Origin of the sequence: uncultured Tateyamaria sp., from assembly GCF_947496075.1 — a bacterium.
Taxonomy (GTDB): Bacteria; Pseudomonadota; Alphaproteobacteria; order Rhodobacterales; family Rhodobacteraceae; genus Tateyamaria.
Genome location: NZ_CANMBJ010000004.1, coordinates 152,347 through 174,204 on the forward strand (window position 1 = coordinate 152,347; position 21,858 = coordinate 174,204).

The window sequence follows — 21,858 nt, forward strand, 5'->3', positions numbered from 1 at the left end:
CACGTCGCCCTCCGTCAATGCGTGGCTTGCAACAGCAGGCGCGTATAGTCGGTCTGAGGCCGCTCGAACAGGTCTTCTGCCACGCCTTGCTCGACGATATCCCCCTGCTTCATCACCAGCATTTTGTGGCTCATCGCCCGCACCACCTTGAGGTCATGAGAGATGAACAGGAACGCCAGCCCGTACTTCCGCTGCAGCCCGCGCAACAGCTCAACAATCTGCACCTGCACCGTCATGTCGAGGGCCGAGGTCGGTTCGTCCAGCACCACCAACTTGGGCCGCAGCACCATGGCGCGTGCAATGGCGATGCGCTGGCGCTGACCGCCGGAAAACTCGTGTGGATAACGATCCATGGTCATGGGATCGAGGCCCACCTCGGTCATCACCTCGGCCACCACCTCGCGCGCGCTGCGCCCGTCGTCGATGCCATGCACACCTAGCCCTTCAGCGATGATCTGCATCGCCGTCATCCGGGGTGACAGAGACCCAAACGGGTCCTGGAACACGATCTGCATATCCTTGCGCAGCCGCCGCAGCTCGCGCACGGACCACGCACGGATGTCCTGCCCCATATAGACGATCCGCCCCTCGGACGAGATCAACCGCATGATGGCAAGCGCCAACGTGGTCTTGCCCGATCCGCTTTCACCCACGATGCCCACGGTTTCGCCCGCGTGTACCCTGATGGTGGCGTCGTTCACCGCCTTCACATGACCGACCGTCTTGCGCAGAAGACCAGCAGTGATGGGAAACCAGACTTTGAGGTGTTCTGTCTCGGCCACCAGTTCCGCGTCCTGAGGCACGGGAGACGGCTGGCCCGTCGGTTCCGCGCTGAGCAGCTTCTGTGTGTAGGGGTGCTTGGGCGCGTCGAAAATCTCTTTCGTCGGGCCGGTTTCCACGATCTCGCCATTCTGCATGACGCAGACGCGATCCGCGATGCGCCGCACGATGCCGAGATCGTGGGTGATGAACAGGAGGCCCATGCCTTCGGCCGCCTTGAGATCCGCCAGAAGGTCGAGGATTTGTGCCTGGATGGTGACATCAAGCGCCGTCGTAGGTTCATCGGCGATCAGGACGTCCGGCTTGTTGGCCAGCGCCATGGCGATCATGACGCGCTGGCGTTGCCCGCCCGACAGTTCGTGCGGATAGGCATTGAGACGGCTTTCGGCGTCCCGGATGCCGACTTTGTCCAGAAGTTCGAGAATGCGCGCGCGCGCCGCATCCCCGGCGATCCCCTGATGCAGAGCGAGGCTTTCCCCCAATTGCTTGGCAATCGTATGCAGCGGGTTCAGCGACGTCATCGGTTCCTGGAAGATGAACGAGATGTCATTGCCCCGCACCTTGCGCAGCAGCCGTTCGTCCGCCCCGATCATTTCCTGATCGTCATAGGTGACTGAGCCTGTGACCTCGGCGCTGTCGCCCAGCAGGGACACGGTAGAGAGGGCGGACACCGATTTCCCCGACCCGGACTCGCCCACCAGCGCGACCGTCTCACCCCGGTCCACATGGAAGGACACGCCCTTGACCGCCTCGGTCAGTTGCCCGTCCTGGCGGAAGCCGACGCACAGGTCTTTGACTTGGAGTAGCGCCATTAGGAGAAAGTCTTTCTTGGGTCGAACGCGTCGCGGATGCCTTCGAAGATGAAGATCAGCAGGCTGAGCATCACGGCGAACACGGTAAAGGCGGTGAAGGCAAGCCACGGGGCTTGCAGGTTCTGTTTGGCTTGCAGCGTCAGTTCCCCAAGCGAGGGGGCGGAGGACGGCAGGCCGAACCCGAGGAAGTCGAGCACAGCGAGGGACGAGATCGTGCCCGTGATGATGAACGGCAGCATCGTCAGCGTCGCCACCATGGCGTTGGGCAGCATGTGCCGGAACATGATGGTCAGGTTGCTGACGCCCAGCGCCCGGGCCGCGCGGACATATTCGAGGTTCCGGGCGCGCAGGAATTCGGCGCGCACCACCCCCACAAGCCCTGTCCAGCCGAACAGGATCAGGAGGAATACGAGCAGCCAGAAACTTCGCCCCAGGATCGCGAACATGATGATGATGACATAGAGGCTAGGGGTGGAGGACCAGATCTCGATGATCCGCTGGAATATGAGGTCGGTGCGCCCGCCGAAATAACCCTGGATGGCCCCTGCGAAGATGCCGACGATAGCCGAGGCCCCTGTGACCACGAGGGTGAACAGGACAGACAGCCGGAAACCGTGGATCACGCGTGCCAACACATCGCGCTTGGTCCCGTCCGTACCAAGCAGGTTCTCGCCGTTGGGTGCCAGCGGGGCAGCACCCGGGCGGTCCACAGCGGTGTCGAAGCTGTAGGGAATGAGGGGCCAGATGGTCCAGCCCTTGGTGATCGCTTCGCCGTCGATTTCACCGTCTTGCGCGTCTTCGATCACGCCCTCAGGGTCATCGAAACACGTATCCAGCCCGCCCGATACGATCAGGCATTCGACTTCGGGGTCGCGGTAGCTGGCCTCGGTTCGGAAGTCGCCGCCAAAGGCGGTTTCGGGGTAGAAGTTCCAGATCGGGGTGTAGAATTCGCCCTGATACCGCACAAGGATCGGTTTATCGTAGGCGATCAGTTCCGCCACCAGCGACAGTCCGAACAGGATCGAAAAGATCCACAGCGACCAGTATGCGCGGCGGTTTTTCTTGAAGTTCCTCCAGCGACGCTGGTTCAGCGGCGACAGGGAGAAGAACGGGCGGCGTGGGGCTGGCACCACTGCCGTGGGCGTGGTGTCCGTATCGATTACGGGGTCCGGCATCGCCATCAGCCCTCCCTCCGCTCAAAGTCGATGCGCGGATCGACCAGCACGTACATCAGGTCCGAGATGATACCCACAAGCAGCCCCATGAGGCCAAAGATGTAAAGCGTGCCGAAAACGATCGGATAGTCGCGCGCGACCGCCGCCTCGAACCCGAGCCGCCCAAGGCCATCGAGCGAGAAGATGGTTTCGATGATCAGTGAGCCGCCAAAGAAGACGCCGATGAACACCGCCGGGAAACCAGCGATCACGATAAGCATGGCGTTGCGGAAAACGTGGCCATAGAGCACGCGGCGCTCAGACAGGCCCTTGGCGCGGGCGGTCATCACGTAGAGCTTCTTGATCTCGTCTAGAAAGCTGTTCTTGGTCAGCAGTGTCAGCGTGGCAAAAGCGCCAATCGTTCCTGCCAGAACCGGAAGGGTGATGTGCCAGAAGTAGTCTGCCACTTTGCCCAACGCGCTAAGGTCATCGAAATTATCCGAGGTGAGACCGCGCAGCGGGAAGATTTGGAAGTAACTTCCGCCCGCGAACAGCACGAGCAACAGGATGGCGAACAGAAAACCGGGGATCGCATAGGCCGCGATGATGGCGCCCGATGTCCAGGTGTCGAAGGGGGTCCCATCCTTAACCGCCTTGCGAATGCCGAGCGGTATCGACACGAGATATGCTATGAGCGTGGACCACAGCCCCAGCGTGATCGACACCGGTAGCTTTTCGATGATCAGGTCCACGACGCTGATAGATCGGAAGTAACTGTCCCCAAAATCAAAGCGGGCATAGTTCCAGATCATGTTCAGGAAGCGCTGGATAGGCGGCTTGTCAAAGCCGAATTCCCTCTCAAGTTCGGCGATGAATTCAGGCGGCAGGCCCCGCGCGCCGACATAGGTGCTGTCGGATGCTGTATTCAGTTCATCGGCCCCAGCATCATTGTTGCCCCCGGCAAACCCACCAAAGACGTCGCCCCCACCCTGGGCCCGCGCAATGGCTTGTTCCACGGGACCACCGGGCACGAATTGTGTCAGGGTGAAGTTGACCAACAGGATGCCCAGCAAGGTCGGGATGACCAAGAGCAGCCTGCGCAGGATATAGGGGCCCATTGCCTTACCTCAGCGCGCCGGACGCTTTGAGATCAGCGGCCTTGTCTTCGTTCACCCACCAGAAATCGAGGTAGCCAAGGTTGTAAGGCGGGATGACCGGCGGATGTTCGTACATATCGTAATAGGCGACCCAGTGGTTCGGGTTGTACCAGACGGGCACCATGAAGAATTCATGGCGCAATGCCCGGTCGAGCGCCATCATTGACGCGGTTTCTTCTTCTTGCGTTTCTGCCCGCAGAGACACTGCGATCAATTTGTCGATCAATGGGCTGGCGAGTCCGGCGGGGTTGAACAGGGAAAACGCCGCGTCCTCGGACCCGAACCGTTGCTCAAGTCCCGTACCCGTACCGATAAAGGCCGAATAGCTGTCATAGATAAGGTCATAATCGCGGTCGCGTTCACGCGAGGTGAATTGCGATGGGTCCACACGTTCCAACGTGATGTCGATGCCCATATCGGACACATTCGACACAAAATTCTCCATAACACCGGTCAGCGTTGGCGATGCGGAGCTGTTGAACAGGAAATTCAGCGTCAATTTTTCACCATCTGCATTGCGACGTAACCCATCGCTGCCGACCTCCCACCCTGCATCATCAAGCAAGCGCATGGCCTTGCGCAGGTTGCGGCGGTCGCGCAGGGTTTCGGGATTGGATGTATGTGGCGTACGCGCGGGTTCTGTCAGCATCTCCTCTGGTACGATGTCGCCCAGAGACTGCAAAATCTCCAACTCGATACCCGTTGGCGCATCGGTGGCCATGACGGGCGTGCCTTGGCTGAAGGAGGCGCGCTGTTTGAACAGGCCATATTGCAGGCTTTCGTTGGTCCATTCAAAATTGTAGCCAAACGCCACTGCCTCTCTGACGCGGCGGTCTTTCAACGGATCCGAGGCGAGGTTGAAGATGATACCGGTGGGCGTGGGCGGCGCGCCGTCTCTAAGTTCCTTTTGCACTACGGCACCTGATTGCACCTTGGGGAAGTCGTATTGCGTGGCCCAGATACGGCTGTCGCCTTCGGCGCGGAAGGTGTATTCGCCTGCCTTGAAGGCTTCGAACGAAGCAGCGCTGTCGCCGAACATTTCAACCCGGAGGCTGTCAAAATTGTTCCGCCCCACATTGAACGGCAGGCCGTCGCCCCAATAATCCGGATTGCGCTTCAATACGATACGGCGCGAGATATCGACGTTGTCGACCATGTAGGCGCCAGAACCCGGCGAAATGTCGAGACGGGTTTCGTTCAGCTTGGCGCCTGTTTCCTCGTACCACTTCTTGGACCACGCGGGCACGCCCCCCACTTGTTCGATCAGCGTCCGGCGCGAAACGCCGTCGGTGAAGTAGAATTTGATCGTGTGATCATCAATCACCTCGACCTTGGGGATCAGCTTGCGCACCGCATCTGCGTAGGACTTGAACCCCTGATCCAGCAGCAAGTTGTGGCTAAAGGCGATGTCGTGTGCCGTGACCGGTGTGCCATCCGAAAAGCGTGCCTCGGGCCGCATGTAGAATTTGACCCAGGATTTGTCTTCTGGATACTCCAGCCGTTCGCAGAGCAGGCAGTAGTATTCACCGTAGGTGTCTGCCGGGGCCGCACCGCCGCCCGGTGCCTCGCCCAGCAGGCTTTCATACATGAAGATTGAGAAAGCATGTGCGCGGCCCTGACGCGCATAGGGATTCATGGAATCCAACGTCCCGACAAAGGCGATCGCCAATTCACCGCCCTTCGGCGCATCCGGATTCACATAGTCGAAATGCGGGTAGTCCGCTGGATATGTCAGATCGCCATAGAAGGAGTACCCGTGCGACGAGATGATGTTCTCATCCCCTTCCGCCCGCGCCGTGCCGGACAGAGCCAGCGATACCAACAAGCCAAGGATCGTCAGACCGCCCCACAGGATGTGTTTGTCCCGCGTCTTACTTACACGGGCCCGTGCCTGGGCATGTCTGCGGTTGGGTTGCATTGGTACTCTCCTGTTCGTGGCATTCAGGGCCGTCTTGTCGTTGGAGGTAAGCTAAATGCCCAACATGCCAATATGCAACTTGAGATTCCGTGATCACGATGCCCGGCACGTGAGAACGTTGAAACAATTGGCAAGAAAAAAGCCGCAAGCGAGGTGCATGCGGCTTTGACTTGGTTAGATTTTGAAACAATCAGTCTTTGATGGTTTCGAGATAGGCAATCAGGTTGGCGCGATCTTCGATGTCGCGCAGGCCGTTGTAGCCCATGGACGTGCCGGGCGCATAGCTGCGCGGGTTTTCCAAGAACCCGTTCAAGTGCTCAGGTGTCCAGGTGTCAACCACTGCGTTCAACGCACCCGAGTAACCAAACCCATCCGCGGCCTCAACCGCGCGTCCGACAATACCATGCAGGTAAGGACCCGCACCGTTTGCACCGGCTTCAAGCTTGTGACACGCGCTGCACTGACGGAAAACGCGTGCACCTGCCCCTGCATCCGCGGCTGCGTAAACGTCTGCAAAGGCCACCTCGACCACCTCTTCTGCACCCTCGTCAGCGCCGGTGTCGATGACATACGCTTGTTCGCCGTGACCATCGACATGGTACAGCTCTTCCGCGGCCCATTTGCCGAGCAAAAGCACCAGCAACGCACCACACAGGCTGGCCGCAATCTTGGTAAAGGTCATGGTGTCGAACATTTGGCTTCCGATTCCGTGGCTTTTGATATTGTTCCGGCGGGTATCTACGGCTTCCCCTTGTCACTGGCAAGGTATAGAAAGCGCGACCAATCGCCCTGCCCGACCGAAGTGCAGCGGCCCGGCAGCAAAGGACAAACGATGTCGACACGGATTGCGTTCCAGGGTGATCTGGGCGCCTACGGCCATGAAGCCGTTCTGAAAGCCCGGCCAGATGCCACTCCGGTCCCCTGCCATGCCTTCGAAGATGTTATTGCCGCCGTGCGTGATGGCGCCGCTGACATGGCCATGCTTCCGGTGGAAAACACCACCTATGGGCGCGTGGCCGATATCCATCGCCTGCTTCCACAAAGCGGCCTGCATATCGTGGATGAGGCGTTTGTTCGGGTGCGGATCGCGCTGATGGCCCTTCCGGGTCAGACGCTGGACGATATCTCGCTTGTTCGCGCACATCCCGTTTTGATCCCACAGGCGCGCGCTTACCTTGATACGCATGGTATTGCGGCCGAGGCAGCGCCAGACAGTGCAGGTGCTGCGGCCGCCATCGCAAGGGAAAGCGAGAGGGGCGTCGGCGCACTGGCGTCTTCGGTGGCTGCGGATATTCACGGTCTGAATGTCCTTGCCCGCGATATCGAGGATCAAGGGCACAACACCACGCGCTTCTTGCTGATGGCGCCCAAAAAGGACACGGCGCGCCGCGCCGACACCATGATCACCACGTTTGTCTTTGAAGTGCGGAACATTCCGGCTGCGCTCTACAAGGCCATGGGTGGATTTGCGACAAATGGCGTGAACATGACCAAGCTGGAAAGCTACATGGTCGGTGGCGCATTTACGGCCACGCAGTTTTACGCCGATGTCGAGGGACACCCCGACGATCCTGAGCTGGCACGGGCACTTGAGGAGCTGGACTACTTCACCAACCGGCTCGACATCCTTGGGGTGTACCCAGCAGCGCCCGGTCGGGATTGATCACGGGTCGGTGGGCGGGCGCCTTTGACCCGTAAGGGTCAAACAGAGCCGCACAGCGACAATATCAAGCGCTGCGTTCCAGACGCTCTTCGAGCCCTTTGGCGTAGTCTGCAACCCGCAGCTTGAAGCGCTTCGTCAGTGACGTCTTGGCCAGTTTCAACGACTGTATGAACAGCCGCGTGGACAGCGTCAGGGGCACAATGTCCAGTGCCAGCGCCATGCGCGTCCGGCTGCGTGACAGGGCCAGCAATTCGACTGAAAAGGTGCCGCTGATCCCTGCAGATGTGATATCGAACACCATCTCATTCGGCGCGTCGTAACGCGTAAGCTCAAGGTCCATTTCACGCCGACGACCACGCATCTTGAAATACACTTTCCAGCGCATGCCGACACCGGCCTGTGTCAGAGGGTCCACGCGCTGCACCTCGGCACCGCGGCGCATCGCCTGACGTTCGAAACCGTCAAAATCGTTGAGGGCTGCGAACACCTTGTCGATATGCGCAGCCACGTCTTCTCGGGCCGAGAGCTTCATTTCATATGCCTGTTATTTCCCGGATTCAGTCTCCCCTCAATCAAGGGTGTCCGCAAGCCAGTTCTCAAGTAAAAAGTGTGCAATTGCCCCTTTGCGTGCGGGAAGGACGGTTTTGTGCTCGCCTGCGAAGATCGCGAGCATCTCTTCGCGCGTGACCCATATGGCGTCTTCGATCTCGTTCGGATCGATCGTGATGTCACGGCTCAACGCTTCGCCTTGACAGCCGAACATCAGAGAAGCCGGAAACGGCCATGGCTGGCTCGAAAGATATTCAACAGGCCCCACACGAATGCCCGCTTCTTCAAATACTTCACGTCGCACTGCCGCTTCGAGGGTTTCGCCCGGTTCTACGAACCCGGCCAGCAACGAATACATACCCTCCGGCCATCCGGGCGACCGGCCCATCAGGACCGAGTTCCCATGGGTGATCAGCATGATAACCACTGGATCCGTGCGCGGGAAATGATGTGCGCCGCAAGAGAGACAGGTGCGTTGCCAGCCCGCTTGGGTCATCTCCGACGCCGCGCCACACTTGGCGCAGAAGCCGTGGGTATCGTGCCACCCAAAGACGGCTTTGGCTGTCGCCGCGAGTTCGGCGTCGCGCGGTGACAGCCATGTCATGGTGCGCCGCAATTCAGCAAAAACCTCGTCTTCGGCACAGGCAGGGTGGTGTTGCTCTGTCGGGTCCAGAAACCCGCCCAACGTCGACAAGTCCAGATCATCTGGTGCCCAGCTGGACACGTCCAAGGCAAAGCGCGGCGCACTATCTTCGCTCCCAAGAAACACGGCAGTTTTCATGTCTGCGACTTCACAAGCGGGGTGATCCATCGCAAGGCGCACCACAGATGCCGGTCGGGTACGTTGGATCAACGGTTTGCCACGCCAAATCAGAACCGCGCGCGCCGTCGGGTCAACCAGCGCCCCGGCGATAGCCTCGGCATCGCCCCGCATCTCTGCCGCCCGGTCCAGGTGGGACCCCCCGAATGTCACGGTCTCAGCATGTTTCATGCCTGCCCTCGCATTTTTTTCATTTGCGCCTTGCTTGGCATGCGCCAGACGGTGACGCAATGGGACGGCGTATGGTCCAACGCGGATGTTTCCGAACCAAATGTTTTTTTTGCTTGCCTTGAACTCAACCGTAGGGTGCAAGTTGCAATATGACCCTGCCGACCACTTGTTTACGCATCGCCGCCACATCCGACGTCCATATGCACCTCACCGGATGGGATGCACTGCGCAACACCCACACGCAAACCAAGGGTATGGATCGATTGGCGAACCTGATCCAAGACGCGCGCAGGACGGCTGCCGGCGGTTTTATTCTAGTCGATAACGGGGACGCACTGCAGGGTACTCCACTGGGCGATATTTGCGTGGATGCGCCAGAAAACCATCCATGGCCAGCCATTCTAAACGCTCTGAACTATGACGCTGTCGGCCTCGGCAACCATGATCTTGATTTTGGGCTGCCGTTCCTGAACCAAGTGATGGGTCAGGCCCATTGTCCTGTGCTGTGCGCCAATGAGACAACCAATGCTGTCACATGTGCTGCCCCCTTCGCCATCGTTGAACGCAATGTCCTCTGTTCAGACGGTGAGGGTCGCCTGCTGCGTGTCGGGCTAACATCGGTCCTGCCGCCGCAAACCGCCGTGTGGAACCGGCGTTGTCTGGACGATGCAGTGCAATTCGAAGGCGGCGTCGAAGCCGCTGGCAAAGCAGTCTCAGCCTTGCGCGACGCAGGTGCGGACGTTGTTGTCTTCTTGTGCCACAGCGGACTGAACGACGGCGTCGATTCGACTGGCGAGAATTTTGGGGCGGCGATCGCTGCAGATGTGCCAGGCGTCGATGCAATGATCCTGGGACACACCCATCTGCGATTTCCTGGACCAGACCACTCAGGGCTCGACGGGGTGGATGCCATCAACGGCACAGTGTTTGGTGTGCCAGGGGTGATGCCGGGACACGCAGGTACAGAACTGGGCGTGATTGATCTGACGCTGGTGCATGGGCGGAACCGATGGCAGGTCGACGGGCATGCCGTGCGGCGTTCTGGTGTCCGCATCGATGATCCCCAGGATCAGACATTGGTGAATATCACCAGCCCTTTGGTTGAAGCCGCGCGGATGCATCTGGACAAGCCAATCGGGACGACACCCGAACACTTGCACACCTGGTTTTCGATGCTGCGCCCGTCCCCGACAGAAGCGCTGGTCGCGCGAGCGTTATCAGGCACGATTGCCAAAGCTGTCGCTGGCACGGACCTCGCCAACTTGCCCGTTCTGGCAAGTGTTGCACCGGCCGCACTGGGTGGCAGGGCAGGCCCGGACAACTATGTCAACATTCCATCAGGCCAATTGTGCGAACGTCACGTGGCCATGTTGTGCCCTTATCCCAATACGGTTTGGGCTGCTGTCCTAACCGGCGCAGCCCTGCAGGACTGGATTGAGCGCAGCCTCGCCTTTTTCAATCCGGTCGATGGCGAGGGAGCTGCTTTGGTGAACCCTGACTCTCCGGCTTTCAACTTTGATGTGTTGCATGGAACGGAGGTGGAGGTGGATTTGCGCGCACCCGCAACGTTCGAAACCAATGGTCATCGCGTGCTGCCAGACGCATCTCGCGTGAGACAATTGGCGTATGGAGGCCAATCGGTGCACCGGCAAGATCGCTTCGTGGTCGCCATGACGAGTTATCGTGGTGCCGGTGGAGGTAATTACCCTGGCATCGGTCCGCAGACAGAGATTGTGCAGACGAATGTGGAAGTGCGGCAAGCACTGCGGGCTGCAATGGCCGGGGACATACAGTCGGCCATTGTACCTGGCTCGGACCCTTGGAGATTCACGCCCAACCAAGGCGTTCGCCGCATCATCCAGACATCACCGGTGGCAGAGGACTATCTGTCCTATATCTCGGACTTTGATCCGCGGCCCTTGGGTTTGGACGAAAGCGGGTTTCTTCAGGTCCAAGTCTCGATATGACTAATTGTGCACCTCTTGCGCCGGATGGGTGCCCGCTTTATATGACCTCTTGAGAGGTTGGCGCGGGCAGGCGCCTCGCCAACCCGGTCAGATCCGGAAGGAAGCAGCCGTAACGAGCCCCGCTTGGGTCGTTGTCAATCTCTCACCAAAGCGCAGCGTGGTGCGCGTCGGCCCGGCAGCGCATCTGAAAGGCGCGGGAGGGCGGTCTCCAATAGCGGACTAATCCTCAAGCAGCACTGGCCAGATCGCTTTGTTCCGGCGCGAGAATGCGCCGAGATGTCCGACGCTTTTGACCCCCTGGTCCCGTGGATCGATGACGACCGGTTCAGTCCCATAGACCTTTGCCAGCCTTGCCACCTGTGGCGGTGGGATCAGATCGTCGTCAGTGAATGCGTGCAACCGCACTCTCGCACTGCTTTGCCAATTCGGGGCCGGCAAGCGTGGACCAATATCCGCATCGTAGAACGAGCGCGATGTGCACCATTTGCGCCATTGCCAGAACACACCTGATGGCAAGTCTTCGCCAAAGCGGAGTGATTTGCCGGGCATGTAGCCACAGATCAGCGTTGCCAACGGGCCCATGGCAAACCAAAAATTCAGCGCCAGCGCGCGGTAGGGCCACGGGTGATCGTTGTGATGCACCATACCAGATGCCACACCGATGACGCGTGCGACATCGTCCATTTCCGGCTGGTTCGGCAACAACATCGCCCCAAGGGAATGCCCAATGACCCACAGCTGGGTCTCCGGGACTTCGCGGCGCATGGCACGGCGGGCAGCGACCTGATCGCGGATACCCCAGTCCGTCATGTCAGCCTGCACCCGGCGCATCGGCCCCGCATAGGAGCGCCCAAGGCCGCGGTGGTCATAGGTCAGCACAGCCATCCCCCGTTCCGCAGCCAACCAGCGCGCGAAATGGGTGTAGAAAGTCTGCGGCACACCCGTAGCACTGTTTAGCACCACCGCGGCGAAGGGACGTTGCTTTGGTCGATACATCCGCCCGACCAATTCTGCGCCGTCCTGCGTCTTGAAAGCCAGCGACCGTTCGGTCACCGCACGTTGAGTTGGAGCCGTATCGAACATGGAGCATCTCCTTGTGGCAGCGCTAGACCATTTGGTCTAATTGCAACGCTGGACCAATCGGTCTAATGCTGTCAAGATCAAAGAATGAACGACCGACCACTTCCAACCAAGGATCGCCTGATCCTGTCAGCCGCCACATTGTTCCGCACACGTGGCTACCACGGCGTAGGGCTGGCCGATTTGCTGGCCGATGCCAAGGCGCCCAAGGGGTCCCTGTATCACCATTTCCCCAATGGAAAATCCGACCTTGCCATGGCTGCGGCCACGTCGGCGTCGGACGAAATGCTGCGCCTCATCGCGGCGAGCTTTGACGGCGCCGAAAGCTTCAATGACGGCGCAAAGACCCTGTGTTTCAAGCTGGCCAAACTGTTCGACATTACGGGCTGGGACACCTGCCCCATCGCGGCCACTCTGTTCGAAGGCCCAGACAACGAAGATTTCCGAGACCATGCCAGCCACATCTACGAAGGCTGGATCGCCGAGGTTCAGGACCACGCCGCGCGGCTGGGCCTGAGTCCAGAGGAGGCGCAGGCCAAATCGGAACATCTGTTCATGCTGATACAAGGTGGTTGGGCACTGGCACGAGCACGGCGCAGTTCCGACGTTATCCGGAAGATGACGGATCGGCTGTAACAACGCAAATGGCACCGGCATTTTCCAAGCCACTTGAATCGATAGGCAAGCGCAGCGATCCCGCGCCTGATCTGACAGCAATGGTGGACGCCGCCCGCCCTGCCCCGTAGTGTCCACAGGTCACTCCGAATCCGCGCGAAGGCCCATGTCAGAAGAGACCCAGAAATATCAGGTGCTGGCCCGTAAATACCGGCCCGAAACCTTTGCCGACCTTGTCGGTCAAGATGCCATGGTGCGCACGCTAAAAAACGCGTTTGAGGCGGACAGGATCGCGCAAGCCTTTGTGATGACTGGGATTCGCGGGACGGGCAAGACGACCACGGCACGGATCATTGCCAAGGGGATGAACTGTATCGGCCCCGACGGCGAGGGTGGACCGACAACAGAACCCTGTGGGCAGTGCGAACATTGCGTGGCGATCATGGAAGGGCGTCATGTCGACGTGCTTGAGATGGACGCCGCCTCGAACACATCCGTGAATGACATTCGCGAGATCATTGATTCTGTTCACTACCGGGCCGCGTCGGCCCGCTACAAGATTTACATCATCGACGAGGTGCACATGCTGTCCAACAGCGCGTTCAACGCGCTGCTGAAGACGCTGGAAGAGCCGCCCGCCCATGTGAAATTCATCTTTGCCACCACCGAGATCCGCAAGGTCCCGGTCACCGTCCTGTCCCGATGCCAGCGGTTTGACCTGCGCCGGATCGAACCAGAAGTAATGATTGCGCTGTTGCGCAAGATCGCTGGCGCCGAAGGGGCAGAGATTGCAGATGATGCGCTGGCCTTGATCACACGCGCCGCGGAAGGGTCGGCACGAGATGCAACCTCGCTTCTCGATCAAGCGATTTCCCATGGTGCCGGTGAAACGACAGCCGATCAGGTGCGCGCCATGCTTGGCCTTGCTGACCGGGGCCGCGTGCTGGACCTGTTCGACATGATCCTCAAGGGTGATGCCGCCGGGGCGTTGACCGAGCTGGGTGCACAATACGCCGACGGCGCCGACCCCATGGCGGTGCTGCGTGATCTGGCCGAGATCACACACTGGACCTCGGTCGTGAAGATCACGCCTGAGGCTGCCGACGACCCGACCATTTCGCCGGACGAACGCAGCCGGGGCCTGCAGATGGCGGAAACGCTGCCGATGCGTGTGCTGACGCGCCTTTGGCAGATGCTGCTCAAGGCGTTGGACGAAGTGGCAAGTGCGCCCAACGCGATGATGGCTGCCGAGATGGCGATTATCCGGCTGACCCATGTGGCGGACCTGCCCAGCCCGGGTGATCTGGTGAAAAAGCTGCAGGACAGCCGACCGCCTGCCGCGCCCGTTGGGAATGGTGGCGCCACAGGCGCAGGAACGCCATCGGGCGCGCAGGCAGTGCAGCAGGCCCAGACACGGATGGCGACGAACCCATCGGCCCACGGGCAGGCAACCGCTCTGGCGCAGGACCCGGCCGAAGCGCTGGCCCGCTATCCTACCTTTGAACATGTGATTGAACTGATCCGGTCGAACCGGGATGTGAAATTGCTGGTCGAAGTCGAAACGACGCTTCGTTTGGCGGCCTATCAGCCCGGGCGGATCGAATTTCAGCCAACCGAGGACGCGCCGCGGGATCTGGCGCAGCGTCTAGGTGCCCGACTGCAGCTGTGGACCGGCAACCGTTGGGGCGTGTCGATTGTCAGTGACGGCGGTGGCAAGACAATTGCCGAGGTGCGCGATGCCGCCGATCTGGAGCTGAAGTCCAAAGCTGAAGCACACCCGCTGGTGCAGGCGGTCATGGAGCAGTTTCCCAAGGCCAGGATCACCGCAATCCGCACACCCGAAGAGATTGCGCAAGAGGCCCACATCGAAGCGCTGCCAGAAGTGGACGATGAATGGGACCCCTTCGAAGAGGACTGATGCACCTCCTGTCCCCGCGGGGACAGGGTTGCGGGCTTGGAATCACTGCAACTATTTTTCCGAACATCGTGTGGGCAAATGTCTGCGACAAGGTGCGCCCCTATTGGGATGGAACCCATGTCAATATGTTCGAAGAGGTCTTTGGTCAGCTTTCAAACCCATTCACGGCAATTCTGGTCGGTCTTTCGATTGCTCTCGTTTTGCAGAAAAAACTGAAGCTTATGCTTCTCGGCGTGCTCACGATCGCTGCATATGCCGTGTTGTTCGTCGATCCGCTTTTTCTGGATGACACGCGATGGCAGGCGAAACGTGAGGGCTGCATAGGTAATCAAGAACTGTGGTGGGCCGTGCTCGCAGCAGTTGCTTTGTTTGGCTTGTTCCGCATGGGTCGCACTGTTTTGAGGATGGCAAAATGAAATCGGCATACTTCCTTTTGCACCTCAGTATTTTGCCCCAAGCAGCCATGGCTGAAGTCTGTGACAAGGCGCGCCCCGGTTGGGACGGCGCGCACGTGGGCGTGGTGGGCGAAGCGATCAGCCTTTTTCTGTCGCCAGCCGGCGTTGCCTTGTTGTTGCTGTCGCTCATTGCGCTGCGATTTCGCCACCAGTGGGTTGGGTTGGCTGCGGTGATCCTGTGGACAGTGTTCATCACCGTCGTCACCATGGCGGACCCAACGGGTGTCCGGGGACTAGCGATGGTTGAGGGCTGCATTGGTCCACCTACCTTGTTCATCGCGGCCGTCGCTGCGATATGTGTCGGGATTGTTTTATATACGAAGCCGCGGAAAAGCGGCACAGATGGATCGGAGAGTTAGATGTTCAAGGGACTTGGCGGGCTTGGCGATATGGCCGGGATGATGAAGAAAGCCCAGGAAATGCAGACCAAGATGGCCGAGATGCAGGACGAGTTGCACAACGTCATGGTCACTGGCGAAAGTGGCGCAGGTCTGGTCAAGGCGACGGCGACCGCCAAGGGCGAATTGACCGCGCTCGACATCGATCCATCGATCTTCAACGGTGATGACAAGGAAGTGGTCGAGGATCTGATCCTTGCCGCCATCAAGGACGCGCAGGCCAAGGCGCAAGAGCGCGCGCAGGAAGAGATGGGCAAACTGACCGAAGGTCTGGGCCTGCCACCGGGGATGAAATTGCCGTTCTAGGACGCTTTGGCATCATGCGCTTGCAGCGGTTCTGATGCTGAGATTGCCTCGGTCGAGCGCTGGCGCAAATGTCTACGCAGTCCGAACAAGAACGCCAAAAACACCATGTAAATGGTGAATGTCAGGTTTAGCCGTTTGACCCCCTCGCGAAATGTGAGGGAGCGTTCGCCCCGATCTGTTGGCCGCGTCACACCATGTTCCGCGCCGTCTGCGTCCTCGCTGCCGCTGACTGCGCTATCACTGCCTGAGCACGACGCGTCAACCGCCTGATCAAGGCGCACAACATGGTCACGCAAACCTTCATCTACGGTCACCCCCCGACCGCTTGCCAAGGCAAGTGCGGTGTCGATTACGGCATGTGCCGCGCGGGCATCTCGACGCCGTGCGTCCTGTGACAGGGTTCGCTTCACTACCTCTGGTGACATCTGCGCCATGGCCCGCGCCAAACGGTCCCGTTGGTGCACAGACACGTTTCCGCCGCCGTCAAGGACAGACAGCAGTGTCCCATTGGCAACCCGCAAGGGGACCGGATAGGCGCACGCCAGTGCCGTACTGTGCCACAGCAGAAGTGCAGTCACTGCAAGCGTTGATCGGGAAAGAGAGCGTTGCATTTGCCTGTTTTCATTGCTGATTTAGCACAGGCTAACTTCATTTCATTTCGAACTGGTGAACCGCAATAGACCCTTTTTGTTCTGCCAAAAGCGCAATAGGATCAAGGAAATGAGCAGCACCCGTGACATAGACAACCTGATCGAGATGATGGCGAAGCTGCCCGGTCTTGGCCCCCGCTCTGCCCGGCGGGCTGTTCTGCACCTGATCCGCAAGCAGGCGCTGTTGCTGACCCCCTTGGCTGACCTGATGCAGACCGTCGCTGCCACGGCGCGAGAATGCCTGAATTGCGGGAACGTCGGCACAAGCGACATCTGCGATATATGCGTGTCAGAAAAACGTGCAAATTCAGAACTTTGCGTGGTCGAGGATGTGTCCGATCTGTGGGCGATGGAGCGGGCGGGTGTGTTCAAGGGACGCTATCATGTGCTGGGCGGAACGCTGTCTGCGCTGGATGCTATTGGCCCCGACGAGCTGCGGATTCCACGGCTAATCGACCGGGTGCAGACCGAGAATATCACCGAGGTCATTCTGGCCCTGAACGCCACGATCGACGGTCAGACGACCGCCCATTACATCGCCGATCAGCTTGAAGGTCAGGTCAAGCTGACGTCGCTGGCTCAAGGGGTGCCGATTGGGGGCGAGCTGGATTATCTGGACGACGGGACGATCACGGCAGCGCTGAATGCGCGGAAAGCGCTGTAGGTCTTAAGCCACCGTTCGGTGGACCGATTTTGGCGAACTGCGCATTTTGGACCGGAAACTGCGTATTTCCAGACGCGATATCCCAAGCAAATTCCGCCCTTTTTCAAAAACCGCACATTTTGCCACGCAAACTGCACATTTTGCGACATGGCACAGCGTTAACACCCCGTTCAGGATCGTGGCATCTTAACGTTTCCAAGGGCTTGATAACTCTTGATTAAGTTTTGTGCAGTGCCGCGGGAACCGATTGCCCGCCCCACCCCGTTCTGACACACAGCACATATGACATCGCGCAAAGACTTTCTGCAGGGCGTGGGCCTGCGCCTGCTGGCTGCCTTTCTGATGACCGCGATGTCAGCGGCCGTGCATGGTGCAGCTGAAACCGTGCCCATCGGGCAAATCATGTTCTGGCGATCAGCCGTCGCGCTGGTGCCGATCTGCCTGTACATGATGTGGCTGGGTGACTTTCCCCATGGCTTGCGCACGGACCGTCCGGGCCTGCATGTCACGCGCAGCGTGTTCGGGGCATTTTCCATGGCGATGTCCTTTCTATCGCTGGCCTATCTGCCGGTCGCGAATGCGCAGGCGCTGGCCTACCTCGCGCCCGTGTTGGTTCTGCCGCTGGCCGCCCTGATGCTGAAGGAACGGCTTTCGAACGCCATTTTCATTGCCATCGCCCTAGGCTTTGGCGGGGTCCTGTTGCTGTTGTGGGATGCATTCGAGCAACCGGGTGATGGAGCGTTGATCGGCGTTGCCGCCGGGCTGGCCTACGCCGTGACCATGGCCTTTGTCCGGGTGCATACGAAGACGATGACGCTGACCGAAAGCTCGTCGACCATTGCGTTTTACTTTGCCGTGGTGTCGGCGGTCATCGGTCTGGCCACCCTGCCCCTTGGCTGGGTGGCGCTGAACGCGGCGGTGCTGGGTTGGCTGGTGCTGGCAGGCGTAATCGGCGGTGTCGGTCACATCGTGGCAAACGAAGCGGTGGCCCGCGCGCCGGTCAGTGCGCTGGCCCCGTTCGATTTCACCGGATTGATCTGGGCCTTGGGCTTTGACCTGATCCTGTTTTCGGTCTTTCCCGGTGTCACCGGCTTGCTGGGTGTGTTTGCCATCACCTTTGCAGCACTGGTTGTGACCTTTGCCGGGTCACGGGCTGTTCGGGATCAATCGAAATAGCTGCGGAACCCGGTGATCGCGGCTTGCAACCCGTCATCGGTGACATCCTTGTGCAGCACGAGCCGTGTTGTGCCGGTGGCCCCGGTCAATTGAACGCCGTGAGCGGCCATGTGGTGCGGCAAGTCCGCAGTGACCCCGCCGGGCGGCGTGAAAAAGATCATGTTGGTGGCTTGCTGTACGTTTCCGTACGGACGCAGGGCGTCGGCGAGTGATGTGGCGCGGGAATGGTCTTCGGTCAGGCGGGTCGTGTTGTGGTCCAGCGCATGAAGGCCAGCGGCGGCAAGGATGCCGGCCTGCCGTGTGCCACCACCCAGCATCTTGCGATAGCGGCGGGCGCGGTCGATCAGGTCCCGAGGGCCGACGAGGACTGAGCCGACGGGGGCGCCCAGCCCCTTGGACAGACAGATCGAGACGCTGTCGAACATGTCGGCCAGCGCGGTTTCGGGGCAATTGAGCGCGGCCACGGCATTGAAATAGCGCGCACCATCCAGATGTACGGCCAACCCCGCGTCGCGGCCTGCCTGCACCGCCTCGCCCAGTCGGGTGAGCGGGATCGCCATGCCATTATGGGTGTTTTCAAGCCCCAGAAGCCGGGTGATTGGCATATGGGGGTCATCCTCTTTCACCGCGGCGGCGATGTCGGCGGGGTTGAGTGCGCCGTCCTCAGCCACGTCGAGCGCTTCGAACCCGATACCTCCGAGGACGGAGGCACCTTTCGCCTCGTATTTGTAGATGTGGTAGGGTCGACCGGTGATGATCTCTTCGCCCCGTGCGCAATGGGCCAGCATGCCCACGAAGTTGCTTTGTGTACCTGAGGTCAGGAACAGCCCCGCCTCTTTGCCCAGACGCTCGGCTAGGGTCGCTTCAAGCAGGTTGACGGTCGGGTCGTCGCCAAAAACATCATCGCCAACATCCGCGTCGGCCATCGCCTTGCGCATTGCGGCATCGGGCCGCGTGACGGTGTCACTGCGTAGATCACAGATGATGTTTGCGGGGCTGTCGCCCTCGACCTGAGCATATTGGTTCATGGGATGCGCCTTTGCGGAAAACGTGAACGGGCACGCCAATCGTAGGCGCACCCGCCGGGAACGCAAGGCCGGACCGGTCAGTCGAGGATGGCCGGGATTGGTGGATTTCCCGTCAGCCCGACCCCTTCGCGCACGGCATCCGCATGTGCTGCGGTTCCGAGGAAGTTGTTCATCGCGGCGTAGTATTGGCCCATATGGTCGCCCAGCAAGCGCCCGATATGCTGGCCGTTGACTTCGGTGTTCGAGGCAAGCTCTGCCAGAACCGCGACCCATGTGGTGACAATCACCCCGGCTGCCGCCAGCCGTTGAGTTGTCACCTGCTGGATCATCGGATTGAAGTCGGCGCAGGCGTCCAGGACGACATAGGTTTCATAGCCGTCACGCAGCGCCGAAATCGCCGGGAACGCCGCGCAAACCTCGGTCGCGAGACCGGAGATGACCAGCTTGCGCCGCCCCGTGGCCTCAACCGCCGCGCGGGATGCGTCGTCTTTCCAGAAGTTCACGAAGGGGCGGTCGATCACGTTCACGTCGGGGAACAGGGTTTTTAGTTCCGGCATGGTTGGCCCGTTGGGGCCATCCGGCCAGCTTGTGCCTATGATGACGGGAATGTCGAATGCCTTGGCCGTGCGGGCGTGGCCGAGGATGTTGTTCTTGAGTTGGAGCGGGTCGATCGATGGGAGGAACTGCATGAGCCCGACCTGGTGGTCGATCATCAGAAACACGCAGTTGTCGGGGGTCAGGTCGGAAGCGGGTAGTGCCATTTTGGGTCTCTCCTGGGTTCTGTCTTGAATTGACCGGCGGGTCCGTGTCACCAACACTCTGGCCCCGCCGCGCCATGACATGGCCCGGGATCGCATTGAAACAATTGAACAAATTCGGAATGCAGCAATGGCGGAAATGGGATGATCATCAGCGATCTGGTAGATGCGCGTATTCTGGTCGAGCTGCGTCAGTGCGGCAGTTTTGCCGGCACCGCCCGTGTGTTGAAGGTGCCGACAACAACCGTCAGCCGGCGGATCGCCAAGATGGAGGAGCGGGCCGGGTTGCGCCTGTTCGAGCGCACCTCACGCAAGGTGTGTATCACGGAGGCCGGTGAGGTCGCGGCCCACGAGGCCCAGCGCATGGTTGCGGCGGCCGAGACGGCAGAGCTGACCATAGATGGGTTGCGCGCTGTCCCCAGCGGGACAGTCAGCATCAGCACACCGACGATCTTTGGTCAGGCGCTGTTGGCTCCGGCAGCGGCGGGGTTTCTGGCAGCCTATCCCGAGTGCGCGCTGGAGGTAGATCTGTCGGATCGGCATGTCGATCTGATTGAAGAGCGGTTCGATGCCGTTGTGCGGGTTGGCCCGCCCGAAAATGATGAGATCATCGCGAAACCGCTGGGCACGGTCTTTGCCAGCCTGTTCTGCGGACCGAAAGCTGCCGGATGCGCAAACCTGGATGATCTGGCCACTTGTCCGGTTGGGCTGATGCATCCTGGTATGTCCGCGACCCCCAGCCTGCACATCACGTCGCCCGAGGGGCACGTGCATGAGGTGTCCGTTCAACCGCGCATGATCGCAATGAACCCGTGGCTGTTGCTGGAAACGGCGGTCCGTTCGGATTTGGTGGTGGTGTTGCCGGACATCGTGGCCGCGCCAGCCGTTGCAGATGGGGCGCTGCGCCGCGTACTGCCCGGCTGGCACACGCGCCGTGCGCCTGTGCATCTGGCGTTCACATCACGCCGGTTGATGCGCCCGGCGGTGCGGGCGTTCATCGATCACATGTCGGACGTCATGCCAGGGCAGTTGCTGCCCTGACCATCAATTGAAGCACTAGATTAGGGCTGTTCGTCTTCTTCGCCGTCGCCTTTGGGCAGGTTGAAGAAGCTGTCGGCATCGACCAGCGTGCTTTCGTCTTCTTTGTCGTCCTCGTCATCGTCCGCAAGCGAGAACGTTTCCAGCCCTTCGATGGCCGTCGGGATCTTGGGTTCGGCTTCCATGCCGAGCGATTGTTCGGTGCTGACCAGTTTGCGGCGTTCGTCATCGGACATTACGCTGCCCTCTGCCGCTTTCTTGGAGGCGGCTTTCTGAACGGCGGCATCCAGTTCGGACTGCTTGGTCAGACCAAGGGCCACCGGATCGACCGGCTGGATGTTCGAGATGTTCCAGTGCGTGCGCTCGCGAATCGACTGGATCGTCGGCTTGGTCGTGCCCACGAGTTTCGAGATCTGGCCGTCGGTCAGTTCAGGGTGGAACTTGACCAGCCAGTAGATCGCAGCCGGGCGGTCCTGCCGTTTGGACAGGGGCGTATAACGCGGGCCACGGCGCTTTTCCTCGCCCACGGCGGCGGCGTTGAATTTGAGCTTCAGCTTGTGTAGCGGGTTCTGTTCTGCGGCGTCGATTTCTTCTTGCGTCAACTGGTTGTTGGCAATGGGATCAAAGCCTTTGACGCCCGCCGCCACATCACCATCGGCGATGCCCTGCACTTCCAGTTCGTGCATTTCGACAAAGTCAGCGATCTGCTTGAAGCTGATCGTCGTGTTGTCCACCAGCCAGACGGCGGTTGCCTTGGCCATGATCGGTTTTGCCATTGTCA

The 21,858-nt window shown here is 60.0% G+C and carries 22 protein-coding genes and 1 other RNA gene; 11 read left to right on the top strand and 12 right to left on the bottom strand.

The features are described 5' to 3' along the window. Window positions 1-14: 14 nt before the first annotated feature. From Q1A51_RS13160 to Q1A51_RS13180, 5 genes are all read right to left on the bottom strand, one after another. Complete coding sequence (locus Q1A51_RS13160; protein WP_299599838.1) at window positions 15-1,592, bottom strand: ABC transporter ATP-binding protein; 1,578 nt, start codon at window positions 1,590-1,592, stop codon at window positions 15-17. After that, window positions 1,592-2,767, bottom strand: a complete 1,176-nt coding sequence (locus Q1A51_RS13165; RefSeq protein WP_299601062.1) for an ABC transporter permease — start codon at window positions 2,765-2,767, stop codon at window positions 1,592-1,594. The genes Q1A51_RS13160 and Q1A51_RS13165 overlap by 1 nt, the downstream gene beginning before the upstream one ends. Window positions 2,768-2,772: 5 nt before the next feature. Further along, window positions 2,773-3,864 (bottom strand): microcin C ABC transporter permease YejB, encoded by a 1,092-nt coding sequence (locus Q1A51_RS13170; protein WP_299599839.1) that lies wholly within the window; start codon window positions 3,862-3,864, stop codon window positions 2,773-2,775. A gap of 4 nt (window positions 3,865-3,868) precedes the next feature. Continuing rightward, window positions 3,869-5,821, bottom strand: a complete 1,953-nt coding sequence (locus Q1A51_RS13175) for an extracellular solute-binding protein (RefSeq protein ID WP_299599840.1) — start codon at window positions 5,819-5,821, stop codon at window positions 3,869-3,871. 190 nt (window positions 5,822-6,011) lie between these two features. Continuing rightward, window positions 6,012-6,515: a c-type cytochrome gene (locus Q1A51_RS13180; RefSeq protein WP_299208552.1), complete on the bottom strand. Its 504-nt coding sequence runs from the start codon at window positions 6,513-6,515 to the stop codon at window positions 6,012-6,014. Between the two features lie 138 nt (window positions 6,516-6,653). On the opposite strand from Q1A51_RS13180, the gene Q1A51_RS13185 reads away from it, so the two are divergent. Further along, on the top strand, window positions 6,654-7,484 hold the full coding sequence (locus Q1A51_RS13185) for a prephenate dehydratase (RefSeq protein WP_299208554.1): 831 nt from the start codon (window positions 6,654-6,656) through the stop codon (window positions 7,482-7,484). 64 nt (window positions 7,485-7,548) lie between these two features. Here the strand turns inward: Q1A51_RS13185 and Q1A51_RS13190 are convergent, their stop codons facing one another. Then, on the bottom strand, window positions 7,549-8,016 hold the full coding sequence (locus Q1A51_RS13190; protein ID WP_299599841.1) for an SRPBCC family protein: 468 nt from the start codon (window positions 8,014-8,016) through the stop codon (window positions 7,549-7,551). Between the two features lie 36 nt (window positions 8,017-8,052). After that, window positions 8,053-9,024 carry an NAD(+) diphosphatase gene (gene nudC, locus Q1A51_RS13195; RefSeq protein ID WP_299599842.1) on the bottom strand — a complete coding sequence of 324 codons (972 nt, stop codon included), beginning with the start codon at window positions 9,022-9,024 and terminating at the stop codon, window positions 8,053-8,055. Between the two features lie 149 nt (window positions 9,025-9,173). Here nudC and Q1A51_RS13200 point away from each other — a divergent pair, with 149 nt between their 5' ends. Together Q1A51_RS13200 and ffs are read left to right on the top strand one after the other, a co-directional pair. After that, on the top strand, window positions 9,174-10,991 hold the full coding sequence (locus Q1A51_RS13200) for a 5'-nucleotidase C-terminal domain-containing protein (RefSeq protein WP_299599843.1): 1,818 nt from the start codon (window positions 9,174-9,176) through the stop codon (window positions 10,989-10,991). Window positions 10,992-11,041: 50 nt separating this feature from the next. Continuing rightward, window positions 11,042-11,139, top strand: an RNA gene (gene ffs / locus Q1A51_RS13205) — signal recognition particle sRNA small type. Window positions 11,140-11,210: 71 nt separating this feature from the next. On the opposite strand, the gene Q1A51_RS13210 is transcribed toward ffs, so the two are convergent. Then, window positions 11,211-12,074, bottom strand: coding sequence for an alpha/beta fold hydrolase (locus Q1A51_RS13210; protein ID WP_299599844.1), 864 nt, complete (start codon window positions 12,072-12,074; stop codon window positions 11,211-11,213). Between the two features lie 84 nt (window positions 12,075-12,158). On the opposite strand from Q1A51_RS13210, the gene Q1A51_RS13215 reads away from it, so the two are divergent. The 5 genes from Q1A51_RS13215 to Q1A51_RS13235 all read left to right on the top strand — a co-directional run bounded on the left by Q1A51_RS13215 (window position 12,159) and on the right by Q1A51_RS13235 (window position 15,763). Continuing rightward, window positions 12,159-12,707 carry a TetR/AcrR family transcriptional regulator gene (locus Q1A51_RS13215; protein WP_299208564.1) on the top strand — a complete coding sequence of 183 codons (549 nt, stop codon included), beginning with the start codon at window positions 12,159-12,161 and terminating at the stop codon, window positions 12,705-12,707. Between the two features lie 109 nt (window positions 12,708-12,816). Then, complete coding sequence (locus Q1A51_RS13220; RefSeq protein ID WP_299599845.1) at window positions 12,817-14,604, top strand: DNA polymerase III subunit gamma/tau; 1,788 nt, start codon at window positions 12,817-12,819, stop codon at window positions 14,602-14,604. Next, window positions 14,604-15,020 carry a hypothetical protein gene (locus Q1A51_RS13225; RefSeq protein ID WP_299599846.1) on the top strand — a complete coding sequence of 139 codons (417 nt, stop codon included), beginning with the start codon at window positions 14,604-14,606 and terminating at the stop codon, window positions 15,018-15,020. Before Q1A51_RS13220 ends, Q1A51_RS13225 begins: the two co-directional genes overlap by 1 nt. Before the next feature lie 47 nt (window positions 15,021-15,067). Continuing rightward, window positions 15,068-15,418 carry a hypothetical protein gene (locus Q1A51_RS13230; RefSeq protein ID WP_299599847.1) on the top strand — a complete coding sequence of 117 codons (351 nt, stop codon included), beginning with the start codon at window positions 15,068-15,070 and terminating at the stop codon, window positions 15,416-15,418. Then, complete coding sequence (locus Q1A51_RS13235) at window positions 15,419-15,763, top strand: YbaB/EbfC family nucleoid-associated protein (RefSeq protein ID WP_189368109.1); 345 nt, start codon at window positions 15,419-15,421, stop codon at window positions 15,761-15,763. Here Q1A51_RS13235 and Q1A51_RS13240 read toward each other — a convergent pair. After that, the gene (locus Q1A51_RS13240) at window positions 15,760-16,341 is read right to left on the bottom strand and encodes a hypothetical protein (protein WP_299599848.1); all 582 of its coding nucleotides are present in this window, start codon (window positions 16,339-16,341) and stop codon (window positions 15,760-15,762) included. The genes Q1A51_RS13235 and Q1A51_RS13240 overlap by 4 nt on opposite strands. A 142-nt stretch (window positions 16,342-16,483) precedes the next feature. On the opposite strand from Q1A51_RS13240, the gene recR reads away from it, so the two are divergent. Both recR and Q1A51_RS13250 read left to right on the top strand, forming a co-directional pair. After that, the gene (recR, locus tag Q1A51_RS13245; RefSeq protein WP_299599849.1) at window positions 16,484-17,077 is read left to right on the top strand and encodes a recombination mediator RecR; all 594 of its coding nucleotides are present in this window, start codon (window positions 16,484-16,486) and stop codon (window positions 17,075-17,077) included. Window positions 17,078-17,359: 282 nt separating this feature from the next. Then, complete coding sequence (locus tag Q1A51_RS13250; RefSeq protein WP_299599850.1) at window positions 17,360-18,253, top strand: DMT family transporter; 894 nt, start codon at window positions 17,360-17,362, stop codon at window positions 18,251-18,253. Here Q1A51_RS13250 and ltaE read toward each other — a convergent pair. Together ltaE and Q1A51_RS13260 are read right to left on the bottom strand one after the other, a co-directional pair. Beyond that, window positions 18,241-19,281, bottom strand: a complete 1,041-nt coding sequence (gene ltaE / locus Q1A51_RS13255; RefSeq protein ID WP_299599851.1) for a low-specificity L-threonine aldolase — start codon at window positions 19,279-19,281, stop codon at window positions 18,241-18,243. The genes Q1A51_RS13250 and ltaE overlap by 13 nt on opposite strands. 77 nt (window positions 19,282-19,358) lie before the next feature. Further along, a complete protein-coding gene (locus tag Q1A51_RS13260) occupies window positions 19,359-20,042 on the bottom strand; it encodes an isochorismatase family protein (RefSeq protein WP_299599852.1) in 684 nt (227 codons plus the stop codon). A 141-nt stretch (window positions 20,043-20,183) separates the two neighbouring features. Between Q1A51_RS13260 and Q1A51_RS13265 the strand changes: the two genes are divergently transcribed. Beyond that, window positions 20,184-21,080, top strand: a complete 897-nt coding sequence (locus Q1A51_RS13265) for a LysR substrate-binding domain-containing protein (protein WP_299599853.1) — start codon at window positions 20,184-20,186, stop codon at window positions 21,078-21,080. 20 nt (window positions 21,081-21,100) lie between these two features. Here Q1A51_RS13265 and Q1A51_RS13270 read toward each other — a convergent pair whose 3' ends face one another. After that, window positions 21,101-21,853, bottom strand: coding sequence for a DUF1013 domain-containing protein (locus tag Q1A51_RS13270; protein ID WP_299208583.1), 753 nt, complete (start codon window positions 21,851-21,853; stop codon window positions 21,101-21,103). Window positions 21,854-21,858: the final 5 nt, after the last annotated feature.